Below are 23,801 nucleotides of genomic sequence, written 5' to 3'. Positions count from 1 at the left end.
ATGTGCGGAATCGTCGGCGTCGTCGGGCGCGGCCCGGTCAATCAGGAGATCTACGACTCGCTCCTGCTGCTGCAGCACCGAGGACAGGACTCCACGGGCATCGCCACCGCGGAGCGCAGCGGCGTCTTCCACCTGTTCAAGGCCAAGGGGCAGGTGCGCGAGGCGTTCCGCACGCGCGACATGCGCGCCCTCCTGGGCAACATCGGGCTCGGCCACGTGCGCTACGCCACCAAGGGCACCGCCTCGAGCGAAGAAGAGGCCCAGCCCTTCTACGTCAACGCGCCGTACGGCATCGTCCTCGTGCACAACGGCAACCTCACCAACACGCGCGAGCTCACCCAGGAGCTCTTCCGCACCGACCGGCGCCACCTGAACACGAGCTCGGACACCGAGCTGCTGGTCAACGTCCTGGCGAACGAGCTGCAGGCATCCATCTCCGGCCTCGAGCTCGACCCCGCGCAGGTCTTCCAGGCGGTCTCCCGCGTGCACGAGCGCGTGGAGGGCTCCTACGCCGCGATCGCGCTCATCGCAGGCTACGGCCTGCTCGCCTTCCGCGACCCGTTCGGCATCCGCCCGCTGATCCTGGGCACGCGCCGCCACGACGACGGCCACTACGAGTGGACGGTCGCCTCGGAGTCGCTCGTCCTCGAGAACGGCGGCTTCGAGGTCGTCCGCGACGTCGAGCCCGGCGAGGCCGTGTTCATCGACCTCGACGGGAACCTGCACACGCGGCAGTGCGCCGCGGATCCGAAGCTGGTCCCGTGCTCGTTCGAGTACGTCTACCTCGCACGGCCCGACTCGGTCATGAACGGCATCTCGGTCTACGAGGCCCGGCTGCGCATGGGCGAACGCCTCGCCGACACGATCGCCAAGTACACGCCCGCCGGGGCGATCGACGTGGTCATGCCGATCCCGGACTCCTCGCGCCCCGCGGCGATGCAGGTGGCCCGCAAGCTCGGCATCGAGTACCGCGAGGGCTTCTACAAGAACCGCTACGTCGGCCGGACGTTCATCATGCCCGGCCAGGCCGTGCGCAAGAAGAGCGTGCGCCAGAAGCTGAACGCGATGTCCAGCGAGTTCAAGGGCAAGAACGTCCTGCTCATCGACGACTCGATCGTCCGCGGCACGACCTCCAAGGAGATCATCCAGATGGCCCGCGACGCGGGCGCGAAGAGCGTCACCTTCGCCTCCGCCGCGCCGCCCGTGCGCTATCCGCACGTGTACGGCATCAACATGCCCTCGCGGCACGAGCTCGTCGCCCACGGCCGGACGATTCCCGAGATCGCCGCCGAGCTCGGGGCGGACTACATGGTCTACCAGGAGATCGACGACCTGAAGGCCGCGATCCTCGAGGGAGCGCCCGACGTCGAGGACCTCGACATGAGCTGCTTCGACGGGCGCTACATCACCGGCACGGTCAGCGAGGAGTACCTCGCCTGGGTCGAGGGCTCGCAGGAGAGCTGACCGATCCCCGTCCGCCCGGGGCGGGCCTAGGCTGGATCGGGTGACGCTCCCTCCGACCCGGCCGCTGTGGCGGGGGCGCACTCTCGCTCTGCTCGGCATCGTCCTCGTCGCGTTCTCGCTCCGCTCGTCGGTGGCGTCGCTGTCGCCGATCCTGGCCGAGGTCCAGGCGGACATCGCCGTCCCGACGTGGGTCCTCGGGCTCATCGGAGCCGCGCCGCCGGTCTGCTTCGCGCTGTTCGGCATCGTGACGCCGGCGCTCGAGCGCCGCTTCGGCCTCGAACGGCTCGCCGTGACGGCCATGGTCGTGGCGACCGCCGCCATGATCGCCCGAGCCCTCGCCGGCGACGCGATCGCGCTGCTGCTCGGGACGACCGTCCTGTTCGCGGCGATCGGGGTCGGCAACGTCGTGCTCCCGCCCCTCATCAAGGCGTACTTCCCCGATCGGAGCGGGGCGATGACCGCGCTCTACTCGGGACTGCTGGCGTGCGCCGCATTCCTGCCGCCGCTCGTCGCCGTGCCCGTCGCCGACGTCGCCGGGTGGCGGTTCTCCCTCGGCGTCTGGGCGGCGATCTCGTTCGCCGCCATCGTGCCGTGGCTGGTGCAGTTCGTCGCGATGCGCCGTGCGGATGCCGCGCCGCAGGACGACGAGGTCGACGAGCCCGCCCCGCGGGTGCTGGGGCGCCTTCCGCGGATCCCGCTCGCGTGGGCGCTCGCCGTGACCTTCGCGGTGTCCTCGGCGAGCGTGTACGCCTGCTTCGCCTGGCTTCCGGTCGTCCTCGTCGACATCGCGGGCGTGGACCACGCGGCGGCGGGCGCCCTGCTCTCGCTGTTCGGGGCCATGGGCCTGCCGTGGTCGATCCTCGTGCCGCTGGCCGTCACGCGCTGGCGCCGGATCGGCGTCCTGTACGTCGTCGCGGTCGTGGCGGGGCTGCTGGGCATCGCGGGGATGATCCTCGCCCCGACCTCGGCGATCGTGCTGTGGGTCGTCCTGCTCGGCGTGCCGCAGGGACTGTTCCCGGCGGTCCTCGTGCTCATCCAGCTGCGCTCGCGCACGCACGAGGGAGCCGTCGCGCTGTCAAGCTTCAGTCAGAGCGTGGGATACGCGATCTCGGCCACCATGCCGGTGGCGTTCGCGGTGCTCCATGAGGCGACGGGCGGGTGGCAGGCGCCGCTGATCGTCCTCGGAGTCCTCGTCCTGTTCGCCGTTCCCGCGGGAATCGTGGTCACCCGGACACGCACCGTCGAAGACGAGTGGGAGAGGCGCCACGGCACCTGGTGAGACACGTGTGAAGCGGATGCCGCGGCATCCGCTTCACGTCGGACAGAGGGACGGTCAGGCCGTCTCGAGCTTTTCCTCGTCCTCGTCCTCGTACTGGTCCGCCCACTTGTCGACGTACGGATCCTCGTCGTGGTGACCGAGCTCCTTCTCGAGCGCCGAGTAGTTCACGGTGTACGTGTCGTACTTGAGCTCACGAGCGATCTTGGTGTGCTTCGCCTTCTGACGGCCACGCCCCATGCGAGACCCCCTCATTTCTGAGTCACGGGCGGTGCGGCTGCTCGCACCCACCCGATGCATTCACGATGCGTTTCGAGCCGGCCCTGGGCCGGGAAGAGTAGCATTCAGGATAACACGGTGGCCTCACGACCCTCGCGGAAAGGGACCGACCCGGGCGTTTCCGACCCGATCCGTCACGGCCGAGGCCGCGCCGACGAACCGGAGGGTGTCGTGGTCGAGGAGCAGACGGAGCCAGTCCCGCAGCACGCCGTGATCGTGGGGGTGATCCCCGACCAGCCGCCGCGCGTCATCCGCGAGGCGGCCCGGTACGCCGCACTCTTCCGAGCGCCCCTCATCGTCGCACACGTCGACGTCACGCGGTTCGTCACGTACGAGGACCCCGACGGCTACGTGCACTCCGCCCCGATCGACCTCGACATCTCGGTCGGCGAGGCCCAGCTGGCGATCGTCCGGGACGCGGCGGCCGCGGTGCTCGACGGTCCCGCCGCCGACGGCCTCGAGTGGACGGTGCGTCAGCTGGTGGGCGACCCGGCTCTCGCCCTCAAGCACCTGGCCGAGAGTGCGCAGGCGCGTCTGATCGTCGTCGGCACCCGCCGGAGGGGCTTCGGGGAGTCGGTCCGGGAGTTCTTCACCGGGTCGGTGGCCGCGCGTCTCGCGCACCGCCAGTCGCGCCCCATCCTGGTGGTGCCGCTGGAGGAGCCCGCGGGCGACGACGAGGTCCTCTGGCCGGACACCTGAGTCCGGGCCGCGGCGGACGCCGCGACCCGGACCCGAGTCACCGGATCGAGCGCGTGAGCTCGTGGAGCGCGTCGTCGAGCGCGCGCGACAGGTCGTCGACCACCGAGGAGGCCAGCATCCCGCCGCGTGCCAGGTGGGTGCGCAGGTCCGCGCGCACGTTCGCCCGGAACTCGCCGACGACGGCCTCGGCGCGGTGCAGCTGCTCCCGGGAGTCGGTGCGCGCGGCGTCGCCCGCCGCGCTCGTGCGGGAGGCGTGGTTCTCGGCGGTGGCCTGGTCACTCCGCGCCGCCGCGGCGAGGTCGGCCCGCAGGCTCTTCATCGCCTCGCGCACGCTTCCGCGGACCTCGTCCGCGATGAGGCGGACGCTGTCGGCGAGGCCCGCCTCGATCCCTTCGAGCTCGCCCGCGCGCGCCAGCACCTCGGCGCGACCGGTGTCCGTGATCGCGTAGACGGTCTTGCGCCCGTCGACGGTCTTGGTGACCAGCCCCTCCTCCTCGAGCTTCGCCAGGCGGGGGTAGATCGTCCCGGCGCTCGGCGTGTAGGTGCCGCCCGTGCGATCGGACAGCGCCTGCATCAGGTCGTATCCGTGCCGCGGCGACTCGTCGAGGAGGTTCAGCAGGTAGAGCCGCAGATCGCCGTGGGAGAAGACGGGAGGCATCCTCACGCCTCCTCGGGGTCGTCCGCGGGCGCGGGGATGGGGGTGGATGCCGCGTCGTCGACCGCGGTCGCGCGGCGCAGGACCGTGATGGCCCCCGACACGGAGTTGGCCCGCACATCCACGAAGCTGCCGCTGAGCTCGCCGATCGAGTCGGTCCAGCTGGTCGGACCCGTGCCGGAGCGGTTGACGCCGTCGACGACGATCCTGCCGCTGACGCTGCGCAGCACGAAGTTGGCCGGGTGGCCGTCGTCCAGGCGGATGGTGGCCTCGCCCGAGACGGTGTTGAGGCTGACGGTGTCGACGCGGCCCGTCGAGTCGACGAGCATGGCCCCGCCGACCGTGTCGATGGTCGCCTTGCGGATCGCGCCGGTGGCGGCGACGTCGCCCGAGACCGAGTTGGCGTTGAGGGTGCCGTCGAGCCCGCGGATCTGCACGTCGCCGGACACGGCGTTGACCGAGAGGTCGCCGACGAGCCCGTCGACGATCACGTCGCCCGAGACGGTGCTCAGGCGCGCGCCGGAGGCGAGGCCGGAGACGAGCGCGCTGGCGTTCACGACGCCCAGGCTGAGTGCGACGCCCCGCGGCACCGCGACGCTGATCTCGGCCTTGGGGCCGCCGGATCCGAAGTTGCGGAACACCTCGAGGAAGTTGTCCCAGCGCAGCTGCGGATGATCGATCTCGACGCTGTCGCCGGATGCCTCGATGCGCAGGTCCTTGATGGTCACGGCGTGCACCTCGATGCGCACGCCCGGCTCGTCGTGGGCGACGACGTCGATCTGGCCGCCGACCAGGCCGACCTTGAGCCTGCGGATGTCTTCGAGGTCGATCACCCGGGTCTCACCCGGCTTGATGAGCCACTTCTCGAGAGTCATGGGTTGTCTCCTGACGGGAATCGCGAATCAAGATATATCGCGTTATCCGTACAATAACACGATATATCTCGATGTGCACGCACGTCTTCCCGACGCCGACGGGCCGGACACGCCACGACGCCCCCTCCCGCATAGGGAGGGGGCGTCGTGGATACGGCGATCGGCCGGGTGCGGCGGCGGAGCAGAGCCGCGCGCGCTCTCGGGGTGCTACGCCCTGCCGCCGCGGACGACCCGCAGAAGGAACGCGATCAGCGCGATCACGCCGACGATCAATGCGACCCAGAGCAGCCAGTTCAGGGCCGCGTTCATGCCGCCGACGATGGCCAACACGATCGCCACGATGATGATGATGAGGAGGGCGATGTTCATGGATGTGCTCCTTTTCGTTCGGCGAGGCCATGGGGTCTCCATGACACCACTGCGCCGTGACCCCCCGACGGTACTCCCCGGCCGCACCGCACGGTGACCCCCTTGTCAGCGCCCCTCGTCCTGCGATAGGGCCGAGGTATGCCGCAGAACAGCACCCCCCGATCGCTCAAGAACCCGAAGCTCTACGAGGAGCTCAGGGACGACGGCGCGTCGAAGCAGAAGGCCGCCCGCATCTCCAACGCCGTCGCGCGCGACGGCGCGAAGGCGGTGGGCCATCGCGGCGGTGAGTCGGGGTCCTACGAGGACTGGACCGTGCCCGAGCTGCGCCGCCGGGCGAAGGAGCTCGGACTCTCCGGCTACTCGGGTCTGCGCAAGGCGCAGCTGATCGACGCGCTGCGGAACTCCTGAGGTGCCGCGACTGATCCGGGTGCGCCCGGGCGCGGACCTCGGGTACCGGCGCGTCCGCTCGGGCGGAGGCTTCCGCTACGTCGACGCGGACGGCGCCGCCCTGCCCGCCGAGGAGCGAGAACGGGTCGTGGCCCTGGTCATCCCACCCGCATGGACCGACGTCTGGATCAGCGCCGAGCCGCGCGGGCACATCCAGGTCACGGGGATCGACGACGCCGGACGGATGCAGTACCTCTACCACCCGGACTGGTCGGCGGGCCGCGACAAGGGCAAGTACGCCCGCGCCCTGCAGCTCGCCGAGGCACTGCCGCGCGCCCGAGCCCGTGTGACGACGTCGCTGCGGCGGGACGACCTCGGCCGGGAGCGCGTGCTCGCCGCGGCGTTCCGGCTGCTGGATCTCGCCGCGCCACGCGTCGGCAGCGAACGCTACCTGGTCTCCCACGGCAGCCGGGGGCTGACGACGCTCCGGCGGCGGGATGCCGCAGTCGCGGCATCCGTCACGAGTCTGCGCTTTCGGGGGAAGAGCGGGAAGTGGCAGAGCCTCGACGTCGACGACGGGGAGCTCGCGGTCGCCGTCGCCCTGCTGGTCGCGGGGCGTCCCGCCTCGCCCCTGCTGGCGTACGAGCGGCGCCGACGACGGGTGGCGCTCACGCCGAAGGACGTCAACGCCTACGTCCGCACCATGACCGGCGGCGCGTTCACCGCGAAGGACTTCCGGACGCTGCGCGGGACGATCCTCGCCGCAGACGCGCTCGCGCGGATCGGCCCGGCGGCGACGGGGCGCGACCGCAAGCAGGCCGAGGTGCTCGCCGTGAAGGCCGCCGCCGCGGCGCTCGGCAACACCCCGAGTGTCGCGCGGAGCTCGTACATCGATCCCCGCGTGTTCGCGCGCTATCGCCGAGGCGTGCTCCTGGACACCTCGGTTTCGCCGGAATCGGCGATCCGTGCGCTGATCCTGAACTGATCCGGCAATAACCTTCCTGCATGGTGCGCGCCCGGTGGTTCTCCCCGCTCGCGCTCGTGCTCGCCGTCACGGGCGGCATGATCGGCGTCGCCGCGCGGGCCGTCATCGTCGTGCCGGCGGGGGTCGCCTCGCATCCGATCGTAGTGCCCGCCGCGACGCTCGGGATCAACGTGCTCGGCTCGTTCCTGCTCGGCGTGATCGTCGGATGGGCGGACGAGCGGCATCCGCGCATGCGCGTCTTCCTCGGGACGGGAGTGATGGGCGGCTTCACGACCTACAGCGCCTTCGCTGTGCACGCCGTCACGGTGTCCACCGACGCGCCGTTCGTCGGGCTCGCCCTGATCGCCCTCTCGCTGCTCGGCGGCGTGCTGGCCGCCGCGGCCGGGCTCGGGCTCGGCGTCCGGTTCGTGGGAGGCGCGGGCGAGGCGGGGCCCCTGTCGCCGGAGGACGCGGAGTGAACGCCGTCGAGTGGATCGCCCTCGTCGTGGGCGGAGGCCTCGGCGCGGGAGCCCGCTACCTCCTCGACGGGCGCGTCATGCGGGGGCGCACGGGCACGTTCCCGGTGGGCATCCTGCTCGTGAACGTGTCGGGGTCCTTCCTACTGGGCCTGCTCACCGGACTGGGGCCGGCCATCGCCCCGGCCTGGGCCGCGATCGGCGGCGTCGGGGTGCTGGGCGGCTTCACGACGTTCAGCACGGTGTCGGTCGAGACGGTGCTCCTCGCCCGCCGCGGTCGCCGCGACTGGGCCTGGCTGAACCTCCTCGGCACGGCCCTGGTGTGCATCGTCGCCGCCTCGCTCGGCCTCCTGATCGGCGGCCTGTTCCCCCGCTGACCCTTCTCTAGCCCGCCGAGTGTCCACGACGCGCGGCGCGGAGCCCCCCGCCCGCCGCGCGTCGTGGACACTCAGCTGGGGAGGAGGAGGGGGAGGGGGAGGGGTCGCGGCGTGTGAGAATGAAATCGATACATGCCTGTATCGATCGCCGTGCCGTGGGAGAGGTCACCCGTGTCGAATCTCGCCGTCCTGAGCTTGAAGAACCGGGCACTGATCGCCCTCGTGACGATCGTCGCGGCGATCTTCGGCGGCCTCGCCCTCACCAGCCTCAAGCAGGAGCTCATCCCCTCGGTCGAGTTCCCGCAGCTGTCGATCCTCTCCACCTACCCGGGGGCCTCGCCCGACGTCGTCAACAACGACGTGTCGACGCCCATCGAGACCGCGATCCAGGGCATCCCGGGACTTGAGACCACGACGGCGACGAGCACGACGAACGCGTCGATCATCCAGGCATCCTTCACGTACGGCACCGACCTCGCCACCGCCGAGCAGAAGATCCTGCAGGCCATCAACCGCATCAAGTCGAACCTGCCGACCGGCGTCGAGCCCAACGTCGTCTCCTTCTCGATCGACGACCTGCCCGTCATCTCGCTGGCCGTGACCGGATACAGCGACGAGAAGACGATCCAGTCGAAGCTCGAGGCGAGCACCATCCCCGACCTCGAGGACGTGAAGGGCGTCAGCGCGGCATCCATCGTCGGCGGCCAGGGCCAGCGGGTGACGATCACGCCCGACCAGGCGAAGCTCGCCGCGGCCGGATTCACGCAGGCGGCGCTGACCGACGTCCTCTCCCAGAACGGCGTGCTGTTCCCCGGTGGCACGGTCACCGAAGGCGACCAGACGCTCACCGTCCAGACAGGGAGCAAGCTGACCTCGGTCGATCAGATCGCCGCACTCCCGCTCGTGCCCACCTCGGCTGCGCAGTTCGAGGGCGCGCTCACCCGCGGCGCGCCGACCGTCGGGGACGTCGCGACCGTGGCGCTGGCGCAGGACCCGGCGACCTCCATCTCGCGCGTCAACGGCGAGCCCGCCCTCACGATCTCGATCACGAAGCTCCCCGCGGCGAACACGGTGGACGTCAGCCGCGCCGTCACCGCCCTGCTGCCGACGCTGCAGAGCGACATCGGAGGCGACGCGACCTTCACGGTCGTCTTCGACCAGGCGCCCTACATCGAGCAGTCGATCGAGTCGCTCGCCCAGGAGGGTCTGCTCGGACTCGTCTTCGCCGTCCTCGTCATCCTCGTCTTCCTGCTCTCCGTGCGCTCGACGCTCGTCACCGCGATCTCGATCCCGACGAGCGTGCTGATCACCTTCGTCGGCATCCAGGCGTTCGGCTACTCGCTGAACATCCTCACCCTCGGCGCCCTCACGATCGCCATCGGACGCGTCGTCGACGACTCGATCGTCGTCATCGAGAACATCAAGCGGCACTACGTCGCGGGTGCCGAGAAGCTCCCCTCGATCCTGCTGGCCGTGCGCGAGGTCGCCGCGGCGATCACCGCGTCCACGATCACGACCGTCGCGGTCTTCCTCCCCATCGCCTTCGTCGGCGACGTGACCGGCGAGCTCTTCCGCCCCTTCGCGATGACCGTCACCATCGCGATGGCCGCCTCGCTGCTCGTGGCGCTGACGATCGTGCCCGTTCTCGCGTACTGGTTCCTGCGTCCGGGCAAGCCGGTGACGGATGCCGACGGGAACCCCGTCGACCCGGAGGATCCCGCGGCGCCGCCGTCGCGACTGCAGCGCGCCTACCTCCCCATCCTGGGCTGGACGCTGAAGCACTCCTGGGTCACCCTGCTGCTCGCGGTGCTGGTGCTGGGCGGCACCGCCGCGGCCGCGCCGTTCATGAAGACCAACTTCCTCGGCGACAGCGGGCAGAACACCTTCACCGTCACGCAGCAGGTCGGGCAGGCCCCCAGCCTCGACGCCGAGGACGCCGCCGCCAAGAAGGTCGAGGCCGCCCTCCTCGGCGTCTCCGGCGTGAGCACGGTCCAGACCTCGATCGGCTCGAGCGGATCCGCCGTGCGCGACGCCTTCCGCGGCGGGAGCACGGGCATCACCTACTCCATCACGACGGACACCTCGGCGAACCAGGTGACGATCCGCGACGACGTCGAGAAGGCGCTCGCCGACCTCACCGACGTCGGCACGGTGACGATCGCATCCGGCCAGGGCGGCTTCGGCTCCAGCGACGTCGAGGTCGATGTGACCGCGCCGTCGGCGGACGCCCTGCAGACGGCCACCGACGCCGTCGTCGCCGGGCTGCAGGGCAAGGACGGGATCGGCCAGATCACGTCGAACCTCTCGGCGTCGCTGCCGTACGTGGCCGTCACGGTGGACCGCGCCAAGGCCGCGGAGCTCGGCCTGTCGGAGGTCGCGGTCGGCGGGCTCGTGTCGAACACCATGCAGCCGCGTCAGATCGGGTCGGTGGAGATCGACGGCACGTCGCTGACGGTCTACCTGCAGGCCTCGTCGGTGCCCCAGACGGTGGATGAGCTGAAGGCCCTGCAGATCGCCTCGGCGAGCGGACTCGTGCGCCTCGATCAGGTCGCGACGGTCGAGCAGAGCCAGGGCCCGACATCCATCACCACCCAGCGCGGGCAGCGCACCGCGACGGTCACCGTCACGCCGTCCACCGACGACCTGAACACGGCGTCGGCGAGCGTCCGCACCGTTCTGTCGGGCGTGGAGCTGCCCACGGGCGCCGACGCGAAGGTCGGCGGAGTCGTGACCCAGCAGCAGGATGCCTTCGGCCAGCTCGGCCTCGCGATGCTCGCGGCGATCCTGATCGTCTACATCGTGATGGTCGCGACCTTCAAGTCGCTGCGTCAGCCGCTGTTGCTGCTGGTCTCGGTGCCGTTCGCCGCGACCGGCGCCATCCTGCTGCAGATCGCGACGGGCGTGCCGCTGGGCGTGGCATCCCTCATCGGCGTCCTGATGCTGATCGGCATCGTCGTGACGAACGCGATCGTCCTCGTCGACCTCGTGAACCAGTACCGCGAGAAGGGGCTGAGCGCGCACGACGCCACCGTCGCCGGCGGCTCGCGTCGGCTCCGGCCCATCCTCATGACGGCCCTCGCGACGATCTTCGCGCTGACGCCCATGGCCCTCGGGATCACGGGCCACGGCGGCTTCATCTCCCAGCCGCTGGCGGTCGTCGTGATCGGCGGCCTCGTCTCCTCGACGGTGCTGACGCTGCTCGTGCTGCCCACGCTCTACAACCTCGTCGAGGGTGCGCGCGAGCGGCGGGCCGCGCGTCGCGCCGCGGCGGGCGCGGGACACGACGGCGATGCGGCGGACGCCGACGTGGCGGCGCTGCACCCGCGCCGCGCGCGTCGCACCAGCTGAGCGGGCGGACGCCGATCAGCCGAGTCCGGGGATCCGCGGCTCGGGCTGGTCGGCGACGCGCATGAAGCGGATGAACACCGACAGCCATCCGAAGATGAGCGCGAAGACGACGATCTCGAACGCCGTCAGCCCGAAGTATCCGACCGCGAACAGGACGGTCGAGACGACGAGCGCCGCGAGGAACGCCCACGATGCCAGGAAGTAGGCCCGCGGCATCCGTCGCACGATCCACGGGCCGCCCACGAGCAGCAGCAGGAACATCAGCGCCATCCCCGACGCCGACAGGTTGTGCAGCAGCATGTTGACGTTGACCGGGAAGACCCCGACGAGGGCCAGCATCACGCCCATGACGCCGAGCGCGACGGTCACCACCCGGATGCCGCGGGGTGACTCGCCGAGTGCGCGCAGGTCGTTGTCGACGTAGAGCGTGAACGTCGTCACGAGGAGGCCCCCGGCTATCAGCGTGCCGTTGAAGAGGAAGCTCGACAGGTCGCCGAAGGTGCCCAGCTGGCTGAAGTGGTACTCCCACCAGTGCGGGTCGGAGGTCGTGAGCATCGCGGCGATCGTCCCGATGGCGATGAAGGTGACCAGCAGTGTCGTCAGGCGCTGGGTGGTCATCCGCGAGGCGGAGAGGTAGCTCAGCCAGCCGGCGAGGCCGGCCGCGACGCCGAGCAGGACCGTGGACCAGAAGGCGTTGAGCTCGACGTCGATGAACGAGCGCGCCAGGACGGCGACCGCCGCGACCGTCGCGATCGCGGCGAGCGAGCCGTGCGCGATCACGACGGAGACCGTCGAGACGAGATAGCGCCAGCCCGCGATGCCGCGCCGCCAGCCGCCGCCGTCGAGGATCCGCGCGCGCCAGTAGCCGACGGCCGAGCTCGCTCCGGCGGAGGCGGCGGCGGACAGCGCGGCCCACGCCGCGAAGCTCCAGTCTCCCCAGAGGTGCGAGGCCACGCCGACGACGCTCAGCAGGAGGCCGATCGCTCCGCCGGCCACCCCGGCGACGGCCGCGGCGATCAGCGACTCCGCCTCGGCGCGCAGCGTCGGCGTGCGGTCGGCGGCGGGGGCGTCCAACACGGTCATGGCGTCAGTGTAGGGCCGGCCCGGCGCCCTCCCAGACTCGACCGGTACAGTGGGGACGTCGGCTCTGGACACCGCGCACGTGCGCGGGTGGGTTTGTGAGTCCAAGGGGCCGATGGTGAGCGCCGATCGGCGCGCATGAACCATCAGGAATGGCCCCGGTCGACGGATGTCCGGGTGACTCCCGGTCGCGGATGCGGCCGCGTGTCGGCGTGCGCCGGCTCGTGCCTCGGGAGGCTGTTCTCGCGCGAGAAAACCCAGAAGGACATCATGCCCAAGAACAAGAAGCCGGCCGGCGGCCGCGCGCAGAGCTTCGAGCCGCGCTACGGCGCGAAGAAGACCTCGTACCAGGACGCCAAGCGCCGCCCCGGCCAGTCCTCGGCGGGAAAGCCCGGCAGCAAGAGCCCGAGTCACCGCGGCTACCGCCCCGACGCCGATGCGGAAGCCCCCGCCAAGAAGCAGCGCTGGGGAGCGTCCGAGCGCGCCGGCCGGGACGAGGCCCGCGGCATCCGCGCTCGCGCCCACGGCGACGACCGCCCCTCCCGCTCGTTCGACGACCGGGGTCGCCCTGCTCGGGACGACCGGCCCCGTCGGGATGACCGCCCGGCCCGCTCGTACGACGACCGCTCTGGGCACAACTCCGGAGATTCGGCCCGTGATGGGCGGCGTACACCCGATGCGCGCCGTGATGGTCAGAATCCCCGGAGTTATGACCGCCCGGCCCGAGACGACCGGCCCCGTCGGGACGATCGCCCGGCCCGGGATGACCGTCCCCGCCGGGACGACCGCCCGGCCCGCTCGTTCGACGACCGCTCTGGGCACAACTCCGGAGATTCGGCCCGTGATGGGCGTCGTTCGCCGGATGCGCGCCGAGATGGTCAGAATCCCCGGAGTTATGACCGCCCGGCCCGCTCGTTCGACGACCGCCCGCGTCGGGACGACCGCCCGGCCCGCTCGTTCGACGACCGGCCGCGTCGGGACGACCGCCCGGCTCGCTCGTTCGACGACCGGACCGTGCGCAACTCCGGAGATTCGGCCCGGGATCGGCGCGGCACGCCCGACATGGGCCGAGACGGTCGGAATCTCCGGAGTTATGACCGCCCGGCCCGGGACGACCGGCCGGGGTTCTCCGGCAACCGGTCGGACTGGCACGCCGACGCGAAGGACGCCGCGAAGCGGAAGGCCTTCGAGGACCACGCCGACGTCGTGCACGAGAAGCTCCAGGCGCAGGCCGTCCAGGCCGAGGAGGTCGCCGATGCGACGTTCGCGAGCCTCGGGCTCGGCGACAACATCGTCCGCACCCTCGCCGATCTCGGCGCCGAGACGCCGTTCCCGATCCAGGCCGCCACGATCGCGCCGATCCTCGCAGGCAAGGACGTCCTCGCGCGCGGCCGCACCGGCTCGGGCAAGACCATCGCTTTCGGCGCACCGCTCGTCGAGTCGGTGCTGCGCAGCCAGGCGGGCAAGCGCCGGGCGTTCGGACGCAGCCCGCGGGCCCTGATCCTCGCGCCGACGCGCGAGCTCGCCCTGCAGATCGACCGCACGATCCAGCCGATCGCCCGCAGCGTGGGCCTCTTCACGACCCAGATCTACGGCGGGGTGCCCCAGGCGCGCCAGGTCGGGGCGCTCAAGAAGGGCGTCGACATCATCATCGGCACGCCCGGCCGCATCGAGGACCTGCAGGAGCAGGGCAAGCTCGACCTCTCCGAGATCGGCATCGTCGTGCTCGACGAGGCCGACCACATGAGCGAGCTCGGATTCCTCGAGCCGATGCAGCGGATCCTCCGCCTCGTGCACGAGGATGCCCAGAAGCTGCTGTTCTCGGCCACGCTCGACCGCGAGGTCGCGGCCCTCGTCGACGAGTTCCTCGTCGAGCCGGCCGTGTACGAGGTCGCCGGCGAGGACCAGGACTCCGGGACGATCGACCACCGCGTGCTCGTGATCGACCACCGCGACAAGGCGGAGATCCTCACGAGCCTCGTCGACCGGGACGGCAAGACCCTCGTCTTCGCCCGCACCCGTGCCTACGCCGAGATGCTCGCCGAGCAGTTCGACGACGCCGGTATCAAGGCCGTGGCCCTGCACGGCGACCTCAACCAGGCCAAGCGCAGCCGCAACCTCGAGCGCCTCACCTCGGGTCGCGTCGACGTGCTCGTCGCGACGGATGTCGCCGCCCGTGGCATCCACGTCGACGACATCGACCTGGTGATCCAGGCCGACGCCCCGGACGAGTACAAGACGTACCTGCACCGCTCGGGCCGCACGGGCCGCGCGGGCCGCAGCGGCACGGTCGTGACGCTCATCACACGCCAGCGGCGCCGCCGGATGACCGAGATGCTCGACCGGGCCGAGATCGACGCCCCGTTCGACGACGTCCGCGTCGGCGACGACCTGCTCGAGGAGATCAGCGGGCGCCAGCTCGCCGACGTCGACCGCTGAGCCGGGTCGCCCATCGTAGAGAACCCGTCCGGACCCCGCGAGCCCCTCGCGCGGTCCGGACGGGTTCCGTACGTTTCCGGACATGACTGGACACGCACGCACCCCCGTCGTCGTCACCGTTCTCCTCGCCGCGGGTCTCGCGGCGACCGGATGCGGCGCGGGCGGCCCCGTCGCCCCGACGGACTCGCCCGATCCGTCGACGCCCACCGCCTCGGTCCCACCCGGGGCGACCGGTTCCGCGTCGCCCGAGCCGAGCAGCTCCCCGGACACGAGTGCCGAGGGGTTCCCGGGATGCCAGGAGCTCGTTCCCATCGAGGTCGTCCAGGCGCAGCCGGGGTGGTCGGGGTTCGAGTTCTTCCAGCAGGCGATCGACGCGAGCGAGGCGCCCAACCTGCCGGGCCCTCTGGCTTCCCGCACCGCCGCGGATGCCTCGGCGCGACAGGACTGCATCTGGGGTGCGCCGAACTCCGACAGCGGCATCGGCATCGACGCCTTCCGTATCGACGCGGACGCGGCGTCCACGCTCGTCGGCGAACTCAGGGCGGCGCCCGACGAGTACGAGGCGTTCACGATCGAGGGCTCGCCGGCCTTCCTGACGCATGCCCCGTGGGGGATCGGTGACGGAGTGGTCGTCTACGTGTTCGAGGGCGACGCCTGGCTCGTGATGGGCGGCCACGAGTACGACCAGGGCGTCGCGACGGCCGTCCTCACCCCGGCACTCCAGGCCCTCCGGGCGGAGTGATCCGGGCGTGCGGAAGCCCCGGCGGGGGAACCCCTTGCGCCGCGATCACTCCTTCGCCGTGAGCAGCCGGTCGATGATGCGAGCGGCGGCCCGGAGGGCGGATCCGTCCTCGACGACGGGGTCGAGCACCTGCGAGAAGGTGAGCACCGACAACACCGCGAGCGCCGTGTCGCGCTCCTCCGGGGTCGGCTCGGCGTCGGCCCCGCGCCGGGCCGCGGCGATGAGCCGCGCGGCGTGCGACCAGCTCGCCGAGAGGTAGGGAGCGAGGTCGTCGCGCGCCTCGCGGTGGCGGATCGCGTAGGTGAAGAGCTCGAGCGAGAGCAGGGTCGACGGCAGCGAGACCTCGGGGTCGCACGCCTCGGCGAAGACGTCGGCGAGGGGCCGGCCGGCCTGTGCGGTGAACCAGGCGTCCTGCTCGTCCGAGAGGTCGAGGACGATCTGGCGGAGCAGGTCCTCCTTTCCGGCGAAGTTCGCGTAGACCGCGCCCTTCGTGTACCCCGCGGCGGCGGCGACATCGCCCACGCTCGCGCCCTCGTAGCCGCGCTCGGAGAAGACCCGCCGGGCCGCCGCCAGCAGATCCGCGCGGGTGCGCTCGGCCTGCTCCTGCCGACGGTTTCCGGCTCTCCGTCGCGTCTCGTCGCGCCCCTGACGGCGGTCTCCCACGGAACGGCGCACCTGGGTGGATGCCTGGGCGAGGTCGCGCGACGCATCGCGCAGCGAGGTCGCGAGCTGCTCGCCGACCTCTTTGCTGGCGTCGGTGAGACCGGCGCCCACGGCGCGGGTCAACGCGGTCACCGCCTCGGCGAGCGCCCGCGCGGCGGGACCGACCTCTTCCTCCCGATCCGGCATCTGGCCATGCTACATGCCGCCTGGTACGCAGACTTGAGTACCGAACGGTACGAACGCTAGAATTCAGATACCGATGGGTATCTGACGTGGATGCCCCGGTATCGAGCGGACACGGAGGCATGTCGATGGACGAGGTGCTGCGGATCGAGGATCTGCACAAGAGCTTCAGGCGGGGGACGGGGCGCCGATCGCCCGTCGTGCGCGCCAACGCCGGGATCGACCTCACCGTGCCGGCGGGCCGCGTGGTCGGCCTGCTCGGCCACAACGGCGCGGGCAAGTCGACGCTCGTCCACCAGGTCGTGGGCCTCCTGAAGCCGGATCGCGGCGACATCCGCGTCGCGGGCATCGACGCGGTCGCCCGCCCGGCGCTCGCGCGCCGGCTCGTGAGCGTGCAGGCGCAGGCGAACGTGCCGATCACCGGACTCACCCCGCGCACCGCGATCGAGCTGGTCGGGCGGATGCGCGGCGCCGCCGCCCGCGTCGCGCGGGCCCGCGCGGAGGAGCTCCTCGACGCGCTCGAGCTCGGCGACTGGGCGTCCACGCCGGCCCAGAAGGTGTCGGGCGGCATCGCCCGGCTCACCGCCTTCGCGATGACCGCCGCCGTGCCGGGTCGGCTCGTGGTGCTCGACGAGCCGACGAACGACGTCGACCCGGTGCGCCGCCGCCTGCTCTGGGGTCAGATCCGCCGCCTGGCGGACGACGGGGCAGGGGTGCTGCTCGTGACCCACAACGTCCGCGAGGCCGAGCGGGTGGTCGACGACCTCGCGATCCTCGACCACGGCGTGGTGGTCGCCGCCGACGCTCCCGCCGCGCTGGTCCAGTCGCGTGCCGGGCATCTGACCCTCGAGGTCGACCTCGTGCCGGGCGCCGATCCGGGATGGCCGGACGGTGCCGAACCCGTCCTGCTCGGGCCTGCCCGCGCGTCCTTGGCCGTCCCCGCGGCGCGCGCCGCCGAGGTCGTCGGATGGGCGAGCGCGCGGATCGACGCGGGGCGGGTCGAGCGCTATGCGCTCAGTCCTGCCTCCCTCGAGGACGCGTACATCGAGATCGTCACGCGTGCCGAGGAGGTGGCGGTATGACCGCGGTGACGGCGACGAGGGCGGCGGAGCCGGCGGTGGTGCCGCCGGGCATCCCGTGGTGGACCCAGCTCGGCCTTCTCATGCAGTGGCAGGCGCGGCGGTCGGTGCAGACCCTCCCGCTGCTCGTGCTCGTGCAGATGCTCCTCGCCGCGGCGACCGTCGTCGGCTACGGACTGCTGATCGGCGAGCCCGACCGCCGGTCGGGGCTGTACCTCGCCACGGGCGCACCGACCGTCGCCCTCATCATGGTCGGACTCGTGATGACGCCGCAGTGGGTGGGGCAGGCGCGCACCGAGGGAAGCCTCGACTGGATGCGCACCCTGCCCATCTCGCGGGAGATCTATCTCTTCGCCGACCTCGCGGTGTGGTCGCTCGTCTCCCTCCCGGGGATCGTCGTGGGCGTCGTCGCCGGAGCCGTGCGGTTCGGGGTCGACCTCGCCCCCGCATGGTGGCTCGTGCTCGTCGTGCTGCTGGTCTCGCTGACGGCCGCGTCGATCGGCTACGCGATCGCGTGCCTGTTCCCGCCGACCGTGGCGCTCCTGCTCAGTCAGGTGTTCGTCTTCCTCGTCATGCTCTTCACGCCGATCAGCTTCCCCGCCGACCGGATGCCCGCCTGGGCGCAGGAGATGCACGCCTGGCTGCCGCTGCAGTCGATGGCGGAGCTCATGCGCGCCGGGCTCGCGCCCGCCGACTTCACCGTGACGGGGCGGTCCTGGGTGCTGGTCGCGGTGTGGTGCGCGCTCGCGGTCGCCGGAGCGGGGTTCGCGCTGCGTCGGCGCGGCTGAGGGCGGCCCGGCTGAGGGCGGCGCGGCCGCGGCTGCCGGCCCGCGCCCGCTCGGCGCCGCCGCACTCGATGAGCAGCGATTGACACAGAGTAGTTTGCAGTGCAAAGTTATCTGCATGAGCGATGACGAACGCGACGACGACCGTGACGTCGACCCGGCGACGATGCTGCAGGTCATGCAGTCGACCCGACGCGCGACGCGCGGCAAGCTCGCCCGCACCACCTCATGGCTCCTCTTCCTCTGGGCGGCGGCCTGGTTCATCGGCTTCGGCGCGCTGTGGTTCGGCGTCGGGATCGGCGGCGTCGCGGTGATCCCGACGCCCGTCGCGTGGATCGTGTTCGGATCGCTCACGATCGCGGCGATGGTCTCGACGGGCATCATCAGCGTCCGGATGTCGGCGGACGGCATCCGGGGCCGATCGCAGCTGCGCGGGAAGCTGTACGGCTTCTCGTGGATGGCGGCGATGCTCGGCGTCACCTTCCTGCTGCAGGCGCTGCGCCTGGCGGGGTTCACGCCCGAGCTGACGCAGCTGATCTACCCCGCGTTCTACATCTTCGCCGTCGGCATGATGTACCTCGCGGGAGGCGCGATCTGGCGGTCGCCGGCGCAGTTCGTCCTGGGCGTGATCATGCTCGTCGTCGTCGTGATCGCCACCTTCGCCGGTGCGCCCTGGCACTACCTCATCTACTCGACGGTGGGCCCCGCGGCCATGACCGTGACGGGCGTGCTGCTCTGGCGCGGCATCCTCCCCGCCGAGTCGCGGGGGAGCGGAGAGCCGGCATGACCGAGCTCGATCCCGTGATCCACGCCCCCGCGCGCCTGCGGATCATGACCGCGCTGAGCGAAGCCCTCGAGGACGGCGACGAGATCGCGTTCCCGGCGCTGCAGAAGCTCCTCGGGATGACCGCCGGCAACCTCACCAGCCACCTCGCGAAGCTCGAGGACGCCGACTACGTCGCGATCGCGAAGACGTTCGCGGGCAAGAAGCCCGTCACCCTGATCTCCCTCACCCCCGCGGGCCGCGGCGCCTTTCGCGTGTACCGCACCACCCTGCTCGACATCCTCGGAGGAACCCGATGACCGCGCTCGTCCAGACCCGTGACCTGACCAAGCGCTACGGCGACCACACCGCGCTCGACGGGGTCTCGCTCGAGATCGGCGCCGGGGAGTGCGTCGGCCTGCTCGGTCCGAACGGAGCGGGCAAGACGACGCTCCTGAGCCTCGTCGAGGGCCTGCGGATGCCGACCTCCGGCGAGGTGCGCCTCTTCGGCGGCGATCCGCGCGACGCGGCCTCGCGCACGATGCTCGGCAGCACGCCGCAGGCGACCGCCCTGCCCGACGCTCTGCGGGTCGGCGAGGTGATCGACCTCGTCGCGGCGCACTACCCGGCCCCCGCGGCGCGCGGGTCGATCGTCGAGGAGTTCGGTCTCGGCCAGTTCGTGCGCACGCAGTGCGGTGCGCTCTCGGGCGGTCAGCAGCGGCGGGTCGCCGTCGCGCTCGCCTTCGTCGGCAACCCGCAGCTGGTACTCCTCGACGAGCCGACCACCGGACTCGACGTCGACGGCCGCCGCGCCCTGTGGGACGCCGTCCGCGCGCGGCACGCGGCCGGATGCACCGTCGTCGTGACGAGCCACCACCTGGAGGAGATCGAGCAGCTCGCCCATCGCGTCGTCGTGATCGACGGCGGGCGCGTGCGCGCCGACGACACCCTCGCGGCCATCGTGGCCGGGGTGTCGCGGCGTCAGGTGGCGCTGGCGGGGATCGCCCCCGAGGCGGTGCAGGCGCTCGCGCCGGATGCCGTCGTCACCGGCGACGGCGACACCGTCACCGTGCTCGTCGCCGACTCCGACGCCTTCGTCCGCGACCTCGTCGCGTCGGGGCGTCCGTTCCACGACCTCGCGGTGCGCGGGGCGACCCTCGAAGAGGCCTTCCTCTCCCTGACCGCGATCCCGGAAGGATCCCGCTGATGTCCACGCTCGCCCTCGCCGCCGTCCACACGAAGTACAACCTCGTCGAGACGGCCCGCATCCCGATCGCCGTCATCGGGTCGGTCGTCTTCCCGACGCTCGCGTTCTGCATGTTCGTCCTGCCGCAGAGCACGGTCACCGGCGACCCGGGGTACGCGACCGCGGCGGTGTGCTCGATGGTCGTCTTCGCCTTCATGGCATCCGGTCTCTTCTCGATCGGCCTCGACCTCGCCGAGCAGCGGTCGAAGCCGTGGTCGCCCTACCTGCGCACGCTGCCGGGCTCTCCGGCCGCACGCATGATCGGCCTGATCGCGGCCACGATCGTCATCGCCCTCGTCGCGATGATCCCGCTCCTCGTCATCGGGGGCCTGTTCACCGCCGCCCGCCCCGGCGTCCTGCCGCTCCTGTCGGCGATCGTGCTCGTCGTGCTCACCGCCATCCCGTCGATGCTGATCGGCGTCATCATCGGCACTGCCTGCGGACCGAAGGCCGCGATCGCGGTCACGCAGGTGATGATGTTCCTGCTCGCCTTCGGGGGCGGGCTGTTCCTGCCGCCGCTCATGTTCCCCGACTGGCTCGACGCCGCCTCGCGCGTCCTGCCCGTGCGGCAGGCCCGCGAGATCGTCATCGCCGCGGCGAGCGGCGAGCAGATCCCGATGTGGGCGATCGGGGGGATCCTCGCCTGGACCGTCCTGCTCGCGGTGGCCGCCGTCTGGCTCACCCGGCGCGACGAGGGCCGCCGCTACCGCTGAGCCGCGGCCGCCTCGGCCGTCGGTCGGAGAGTCGTGCGGATGTCCGGCGCCGCCGTCAGACTGTGCGTCATGACCGACATCCGACTGCGCCCGTGGCGCGACGACGACCTGCCCTTGCTGGTCGCCGCGAACTCCGCGGCGATGACGGCGCACCTGGGCGGCCCGGAATCGCGCGCCGCAGTGCGGCAGCGCCACGAGAAGTACCTGCGGTTCGTCGACCGGTCCGACGCCGGCATCCGCGCGATCGAGCTCGACGACCGGCCCGTGGGAGGGGTCAATTGGTGGCCGTCCGAGTGGGAGGGCTCGCCCGTCACCGAGATGGGCTGGTTCGTCCTCCCCGAGGCGCAGGGCAGGGGAGTCGCCCGCACCGCGGTGCGCCTCGCGATCGCGGACGCCGCGGCGCGCTCGCCCCACCGGAGGCTCGTGGCCTTCCCGGATGCCGCGAACGCGGCATCCGTCCGCCTCTGCGCCGCCGCGGGGCTCACCCGCCGCGGGGAGGCGGATTTCCCCTACCGTGGCGCCGTGCTGCACGTGATCGTGTGGGATCTCGATCTCGACGGCCTCGACTCCGTCTGACCGAGCGGCCCGCGCCGCACGTGCGCCCCGTCAGAAGAGCATGGCGGGCGTCGTCGTCGCGCCGCCTTTCCGGGTCGTCCGGACGGGCCCCGGGCGAGGGATGCGCGCGGGACGGTTCTCGACCTCTTCTTCCGCACCACCCGTGAGGCGATGCCGGCGCAGCAGGGGGCGCACCCGCTCGGACAGCATCGCGCGGTACCCCGCGGGGGCGTACACGGAGGCGCCGGGGTAGAGCCCGCGGTAGGCGGGCACGAGGTCCGGATGCTCCCGCACGAGCCACTGCCAGAACCATTCGCGCGCCCCGGGGCGCAGGTGCAGCGCGCCGAAGACCACGCGGGTGGCGCCGGCCGCCGCGATCCGCGCGAGAGCATCGTCGAGGACGCCGACCGCATCCGTCAGATGGGGCACGATCGGCATGAGGAAGACGGTGACGGCGAACCCGGCCTGCCGTGCGGCGCGCACGGTCTCCAGCCGTGCCTGGAACGTGGGCGCCCCGGGCTCGAGCGTCTGGCGCAGGCGCTCGTCCGGCATCGCGATCGACATCGCCAGGTGCACGGGCACCGCCCCCTTCGCCGCCGCGAGCAACGGGAGGTCGCGGCGCAGCAGCGTGCCCTTCGTGAGCACCGAGAACGGGGTGCCGCTCGCGGCGAGCGCCTCGATGATCTCCGGCATCAGCCGGTAGCGGCCCTCCGCGCGCTGATACGGGTCGGTGTTCGTCCCGAGCGCCACCGCCTCGCGCCGCCACGACGGTGCGGCCAGCTCGCGGCGCAGCACCTCGGCGACGTTCACCTTGACGACGATCTGCTCGTCGAAGTCGCGACCCGCGTCGAGGTCGAGGTAGGTGTGCGTGTTCCGCGCGAAGCAGTAGGTGCACGCGTGGCTGCATCCCCGGTAGGGGTTCACGGTCCAGTCGAACGGCATCGCCGACCCCGACGGCACGCGATTGAGAGCAGATCGGGCGGCGACCTCGTGGAAGGTCATGCCGGCGAACTCCGGGGTCGTGACCGTGCGCACCAGACCGCCGAGCGTCTCCATGCCGGGGAGGGCGGCATCGTCCGCTCCATCGATCGTTTGTCCACTCCACCGCATGCCGACAGTAGAACATACATCCTAATGCCGTGCAATCCACACGGAGTGCACGGGAACACGCGGCACAATGGTCCGGTGCCGCAACCCGAGCAGCCGATGACGAGGCGTGACGCGCGCCGAGCCGCAGAGGCGCCGTCGGCTGCGCCGGCGACCCGTCGCGGCACCGCTCCCGGCCCTCGTCGCGGGGGCGCCGGAGCACCGCCGGCCCTCCGGAGACGCCGGCGCGGGCGGCTCGCGCGCGCTCTGTCGACGCTGCCGATGCCGGCGCGGTGGGGTGCGCTCGGGGTGGCGGCCGTCGTCCTCGTCGCGGTCGTCGCGGCCGTCGCCGGCGCGGTCGGCCCCCGGGCGTCGGCGCCCTCGACGGCGGTGGCCGCGATCGTCGCGCCGACGGATGCGGTGACGCTGCCCGCGGGATCGGGCGCGGGTGAGGCGGCCACCGGCATCCCGGCCCCCGCGCAGACCTCGGTGGCGACCGCGTCGTGCGACACGCCGGCCGTCGCCGCCGCGATCGGCGGCGGGACGGACGCGGACGTGATCGCGGCGTTCGGCGGTGCCGCCGCGTTCCGTGCCGCGGTCGCGGGCGGCGCGGCACCGTGCGTCAACCTGTCGGACGCCCGTCACCTCTGGGTCGTCGTCGACAAGCAGCGCCCCCTCGATCCGATCGATTTCGAGCCGTCGGTGGTGGTCGCGCCCGCCGACATGCAGCGCACCGTCGACGGACGGCTCGTACCGGATGCGGCGAACGCTCTGACGACCCTGGTCGCCACCGCCGAGGCGGAGGGCGTGGGGGCGATCGGCCTCAACAGCGCCTACCGCTCGTTCGACTCGCAGACGCGGACCTACAACGGCTACGTCTCGTCGCTCGGGCGCGACGCCGCCGACCTGCAGAGCGCTCGTCCCGGGTACAGCGAGCACCAGACCGGGCTCGCGACGGACGTGGCGGCGTGCGACGGCGGATGCGGCGAGATCGAGGCGTTCGGCGGCACGGCGCAGGGGGCGTGGACCGCCGCGAACGCCTGGCGATTCGGGTTCATCGTCCGGTACGAGAACGGCTACACCGACATCACGGGCTATCAGGCCGAGCCGTGGCATCTGCGCTACATCGGCACCGACCTCGCGCGTCTCTACCACGAGGGCGGCTACCACACCCTCGAGGAGTTCTTCGGCCTGCCGGCCGCCCCCGGGTACTGATCGGCCGACGCTCTCGCGCGGAGGGTGAAACCCAGTACCATAGATCGTGGGATGGGATGCCACAGGCATCCGCCCCCCCCACA

General features: G+C 71.8%; 25 protein-coding genes. 18 read left to right on the top strand and 7 right to left on the bottom strand.

Going from position 1 to position 23,801, the window contains the following annotated elements:
• Both purF and WFI00_RS11205 read left to right on the top strand, forming a co-directional pair.
• Nucleotides 1-1,464, top strand: coding sequence for an amidophosphoribosyltransferase (gene purF / locus WFI00_RS11210; protein WP_336632339.1), 1,464 nt, complete (start codon nt 1-3; stop codon nt 1,462-1,464).
• Nucleotides 1,465-1,504: 40 nt separating this feature from the next.
• Nucleotides 1,505-2,743, top strand: a complete 1,239-nt coding sequence (locus tag WFI00_RS11205; RefSeq protein WP_336632340.1) for an MFS transporter — start codon at nt 1,505-1,507, stop codon at nt 2,741-2,743.
• Between the two features lie 54 nt (nt 2,744-2,797).
• On the opposite strand, the gene WFI00_RS11200 is transcribed toward WFI00_RS11205, so the two are convergent.
• A complete protein-coding gene (locus WFI00_RS11200; protein WP_336632341.1) occupies nt 2,798-2,980 on the bottom strand; it encodes a DUF3073 family protein in 183 nt (60 codons plus the stop codon).
• 210 nt (nt 2,981-3,190) lie between these two features.
• Here WFI00_RS11200 and WFI00_RS11195 point away from each other — a divergent pair, with 210 nt between their 5' ends.
• Nucleotides 3,191-3,718, top strand: coding sequence for a universal stress protein (locus WFI00_RS11195; RefSeq protein WP_336632342.1), 528 nt, complete (start codon nt 3,191-3,193; stop codon nt 3,716-3,718).
• A 37-nt stretch (nt 3,719-3,755) separates the two neighbouring features.
• Here the strand turns inward: WFI00_RS11195 and WFI00_RS11190 are convergent, their stop codons facing one another.
• The 3 genes from WFI00_RS11190 to WFI00_RS11180 form a co-directional block, all read right to left on the bottom strand.
• Nucleotides 3,756-4,376 carry a PadR family transcriptional regulator gene (locus WFI00_RS11190; RefSeq protein WP_336632343.1) on the bottom strand — a complete coding sequence of 207 codons (621 nt, stop codon included), beginning with the start codon at nt 4,374-4,376 and terminating at the stop codon, nt 3,756-3,758.
• Between the two features lie 2 nt (nt 4,377-4,378).
• Nucleotides 4,379-5,248 carry a DUF4097 family beta strand repeat-containing protein gene (locus tag WFI00_RS11185; RefSeq protein WP_336632344.1) on the bottom strand — a complete coding sequence of 290 codons (870 nt, stop codon included), beginning with the start codon at nt 5,246-5,248 and terminating at the stop codon, nt 4,379-4,381.
• Nucleotides 5,249-5,455: 207 nt separating this feature from the next.
• A complete protein-coding gene (locus WFI00_RS11180) occupies nt 5,456-5,617 on the bottom strand; it encodes a hypothetical protein (RefSeq protein ID WP_292860039.1) in 162 nt (53 codons plus the stop codon).
• 138 nt (nt 5,618-5,755) lie between these two features.
• On the opposite strand from WFI00_RS11180, the gene WFI00_RS11175 reads away from it, so the two are divergent.
• The 5 genes from WFI00_RS11175 (at nt 5,756) to WFI00_RS11155 (ending at nt 11,169) form a co-directional block, all read left to right on the top strand.
• Nucleotides 5,756-6,025 (top strand): DUF7218 family protein, encoded by a 270-nt coding sequence (locus WFI00_RS11175; RefSeq protein ID WP_336632345.1) that lies wholly within the window; start codon nt 5,756-5,758, stop codon nt 6,023-6,025.
• 1 nt (nt 6,026) lies between these two features.
• Nucleotides 6,027-6,989 carry a DNA topoisomerase IB gene (locus WFI00_RS11170; protein WP_336632346.1) on the top strand — a complete coding sequence of 321 codons (963 nt, stop codon included), beginning with the start codon at nt 6,027-6,029 and terminating at the stop codon, nt 6,987-6,989.
• 20 nt (nt 6,990-7,009) lie between these two features.
• A complete protein-coding gene (locus WFI00_RS11165; RefSeq protein WP_336632347.1) occupies nt 7,010-7,447 on the top strand; it encodes a fluoride efflux transporter FluC in 438 nt (145 codons plus the stop codon).
• Complete coding sequence (gene crcB, locus WFI00_RS11160) at nt 7,444-7,821, top strand: fluoride efflux transporter CrcB (protein ID WP_336632348.1); 378 nt, start codon at nt 7,444-7,446, stop codon at nt 7,819-7,821. The genes WFI00_RS11165 and crcB overlap by 4 nt, the downstream gene beginning before the upstream one ends.
• A 171-nt stretch (nt 7,822-7,992) precedes the next feature.
• Entirely contained in the window at nt 7,993-11,169 is a 3,177-nt protein-coding gene (locus WFI00_RS11155; protein ID WP_336632414.1) for an efflux RND transporter permease subunit, read from the top strand.
• 15 nt (nt 11,170-11,184) lie between these two features.
• Here the strand turns inward: WFI00_RS11155 and WFI00_RS11150 are convergent, their stop codons facing one another.
• A complete protein-coding gene (locus WFI00_RS11150) occupies nt 11,185-12,252 on the bottom strand; it encodes a DUF998 domain-containing protein (protein ID WP_336632349.1) in 1,068 nt (355 codons plus the stop codon).
• 267 nt (nt 12,253-12,519) lie between these two features.
• Here WFI00_RS11150 and WFI00_RS11145 point away from each other — a divergent pair, with 267 nt between their 5' ends.
• Nucleotides 12,520-14,688 carry a DEAD/DEAH box helicase gene (locus tag WFI00_RS11145; protein ID WP_336632350.1) on the top strand — a complete coding sequence of 723 codons (2,169 nt, stop codon included), beginning with the start codon at nt 12,520-12,522 and terminating at the stop codon, nt 14,686-14,688.
• 82 nt (nt 14,689-14,770) lie between these two features.
• Nucleotides 14,771-15,430 (top strand): hypothetical protein, encoded by a 660-nt coding sequence (locus WFI00_RS11140; protein ID WP_336632351.1) that lies wholly within the window; start codon nt 14,771-14,773, stop codon nt 15,428-15,430.
• Nucleotides 15,431-15,475: 45 nt separating this feature from the next.
• Here the strand turns inward: WFI00_RS11140 and WFI00_RS11135 are convergent, their stop codons facing one another.
• Nucleotides 15,476-16,279 (bottom strand): helix-turn-helix domain-containing protein, encoded by an 804-nt coding sequence (locus WFI00_RS11135; protein WP_336632352.1) that lies wholly within the window; start codon nt 16,277-16,279, stop codon nt 15,476-15,478.
• Nucleotides 16,280-16,398: 119 nt separating this feature from the next.
• Between WFI00_RS11135 and WFI00_RS11130 the strand changes: the two genes are divergently transcribed.
• From WFI00_RS11130 to WFI00_RS11100, 7 genes are all read left to right on the top strand, one after another.
• Nucleotides 16,399-17,358, top strand: coding sequence for an ABC transporter ATP-binding protein (locus WFI00_RS11130; RefSeq protein WP_336632353.1), 960 nt, complete (start codon nt 16,399-16,401; stop codon nt 17,356-17,358).
• On the top strand, nt 17,355-18,143 hold the full coding sequence (locus tag WFI00_RS11125; protein ID WP_336632354.1) for an ABC transporter permease: 789 nt from the start codon (nt 17,355-17,357) through the stop codon (nt 18,141-18,143). Before WFI00_RS11130 ends, WFI00_RS11125 begins: the two co-directional genes overlap by 4 nt.
• A gap of 115 nt (nt 18,144-18,258) precedes the next feature.
• Complete coding sequence (locus tag WFI00_RS11120; protein WP_336632355.1) at nt 18,259-18,927, top strand: hypothetical protein; 669 nt, start codon at nt 18,259-18,261, stop codon at nt 18,925-18,927.
• A complete protein-coding gene (locus WFI00_RS11115; protein WP_336632356.1) occupies nt 18,924-19,223 on the top strand; it encodes a transcriptional regulator in 300 nt (99 codons plus the stop codon). Before WFI00_RS11120 ends, WFI00_RS11115 begins: the two co-directional genes overlap by 4 nt.
• Nucleotides 19,220-20,110 (top strand): ABC transporter ATP-binding protein, encoded by an 891-nt coding sequence (locus WFI00_RS11110; RefSeq protein WP_336632357.1) that lies wholly within the window; start codon nt 19,220-19,222, stop codon nt 20,108-20,110. The genes WFI00_RS11115 and WFI00_RS11110 overlap by 4 nt, the downstream gene beginning before the upstream one ends.
• Nucleotides 20,110-20,862: an ABC transporter permease gene (locus WFI00_RS11105; protein ID WP_336632358.1), complete on the top strand. Its 753-nt coding sequence runs from the start codon at nt 20,110-20,112 to the stop codon at nt 20,860-20,862. The genes WFI00_RS11110 and WFI00_RS11105 overlap by 1 nt, the downstream gene beginning before the upstream one ends.
• A gap of 69 nt (nt 20,863-20,931) precedes the next feature.
• Complete coding sequence (locus tag WFI00_RS11100) at nt 20,932-21,438, top strand: GNAT family N-acetyltransferase (protein ID WP_336632359.1); 507 nt, start codon at nt 20,932-20,934, stop codon at nt 21,436-21,438.
• Between the two features lie 30 nt (nt 21,439-21,468).
• Here the strand turns inward: WFI00_RS11100 and WFI00_RS11095 are convergent, their stop codons facing one another.
• Complete coding sequence (locus tag WFI00_RS11095; RefSeq protein WP_336632360.1) at nt 21,469-22,527, bottom strand: Rv2578c family radical SAM protein; 1,059 nt, start codon at nt 22,525-22,527, stop codon at nt 21,469-21,471.
• A gap of 258 nt (nt 22,528-22,785) precedes the next feature.
• Between WFI00_RS11095 and WFI00_RS11090 the strand changes: the two genes are divergently transcribed.
• A complete protein-coding gene (locus tag WFI00_RS11090; RefSeq protein WP_336632361.1) occupies nt 22,786-23,718 on the top strand; it encodes a M15 family metallopeptidase in 933 nt (310 codons plus the stop codon).
• The last annotated feature ends 83 nt before the right edge of the window (nt 23,719-23,801 follow it).

The sequence above is a fragment of the Microbacterium sp. MMO-56 genome, from assembly GCF_037146215.1.
Lineage (GTDB): Bacteria > Actinomycetota > Actinomycetes > Actinomycetales > Microbacteriaceae > Microbacterium.
Note: the sequence above shows the minus strand (reverse complement) of the source record. Positions and strands in the feature narration are given on the sequence as shown.

Coding starts and splice junctions, on each gene's coding strand:
- WFI00_RS11120 (WP_336632355.1), top strand. CDS start 18,259: ATGAGCGATGACGAACGCGACGACGACCGTGACGTCGACCCGGCGACG.
- WFI00_RS11110 (WP_336632357.1), top strand. CDS start 19,220: ATGACCGCGCTCGTCCAGACCCGTGACCTGACCAAGCGCTACGGCGAC.
- WFI00_RS11175 (WP_336632345.1), top strand. CDS start 5,756: ATGCCGCAGAACAGCACCCCCCGATCGCTCAAGAACCCGAAGCTCTAC.
- WFI00_RS11130 (WP_336632353.1), top strand. CDS start 16,399: ATGTCGATGGACGAGGTGCTGCGGATCGAGGATCTGCACAAGAGCTTC.
- WFI00_RS11100 (WP_336632359.1), top strand. CDS start 20,932: ATGACCGACATCCGACTGCGCCCGTGGCGCGACGACGACCTGCCCTTG.
- WFI00_RS11145 (WP_336632350.1), top strand. CDS start 12,520: ATGCCCAAGAACAAGAAGCCGGCCGGCGGCCGCGCGCAGAGCTTCGAG.
- WFI00_RS11105 (WP_336632358.1), top strand. CDS start 20,110: ATGTCCACGCTCGCCCTCGCCGCCGTCCACACGAAGTACAACCTCGTC.
- WFI00_RS11190 (WP_336632343.1), bottom strand. CDS start 4,376: ATGCCTCCCGTCTTCTCCCACGGCGATCTGCGGCTCTACCTGCTGAAC.
- purF (WP_336632339.1), top strand. CDS start 1: ATGTGCGGAATCGTCGGCGTCGTCGGGCGCGGCCCGGTCAATCAGGAG.
- WFI00_RS11180 (WP_292860039.1), bottom strand. CDS start 5,617: ATGAACATCGCCCTCCTCATCATCATCATCGTGGCGATCGTGTTGGCC.
- WFI00_RS11185 (WP_336632344.1), bottom strand. CDS start 5,248: ATGACTCTCGAGAAGTGGCTCATCAAGCCGGGTGAGACCCGGGTGATC.
- WFI00_RS11165 (WP_336632347.1), top strand. CDS start 7,010: ATGGTGCGCGCCCGGTGGTTCTCCCCGCTCGCGCTCGTGCTCGCCGTC.
- WFI00_RS11095 (WP_336632360.1), bottom strand. CDS start 22,527: ATGCGGTGGAGTGGACAAACGATCGATGGAGCGGACGATGCCGCCCTC.
- WFI00_RS11090 (WP_336632361.1), top strand. CDS start 22,786: ATGCCGGCGCGGTGGGGTGCGCTCGGGGTGGCGGCCGTCGTCCTCGTC.
- WFI00_RS11125 (WP_336632354.1), top strand. CDS start 17,355: ATGACCGCGGTGACGGCGACGAGGGCGGCGGAGCCGGCGGTGGTGCCG.
- WFI00_RS11200 (WP_336632341.1), bottom strand. CDS start 2,980: ATGGGGCGTGGCCGTCAGAAGGCGAAGCACACCAAGATCGCTCGTGAG.
- WFI00_RS11115 (WP_336632356.1), top strand. CDS start 18,924: ATGACCGAGCTCGATCCCGTGATCCACGCCCCCGCGCGCCTGCGGATC.
- WFI00_RS11140 (WP_336632351.1), top strand. CDS start 14,771: ATGACTGGACACGCACGCACCCCCGTCGTCGTCACCGTTCTCCTCGCC.
- WFI00_RS11150 (WP_336632349.1), bottom strand. CDS start 12,252: ATGACCGTGTTGGACGCCCCCGCCGCCGACCGCACGCCGACGCTGCGC.
- WFI00_RS11135 (WP_336632352.1), bottom strand. CDS start 16,279: ATGCCGGATCGGGAGGAAGAGGTCGGTCCCGCCGCGCGGGCGCTCGCC.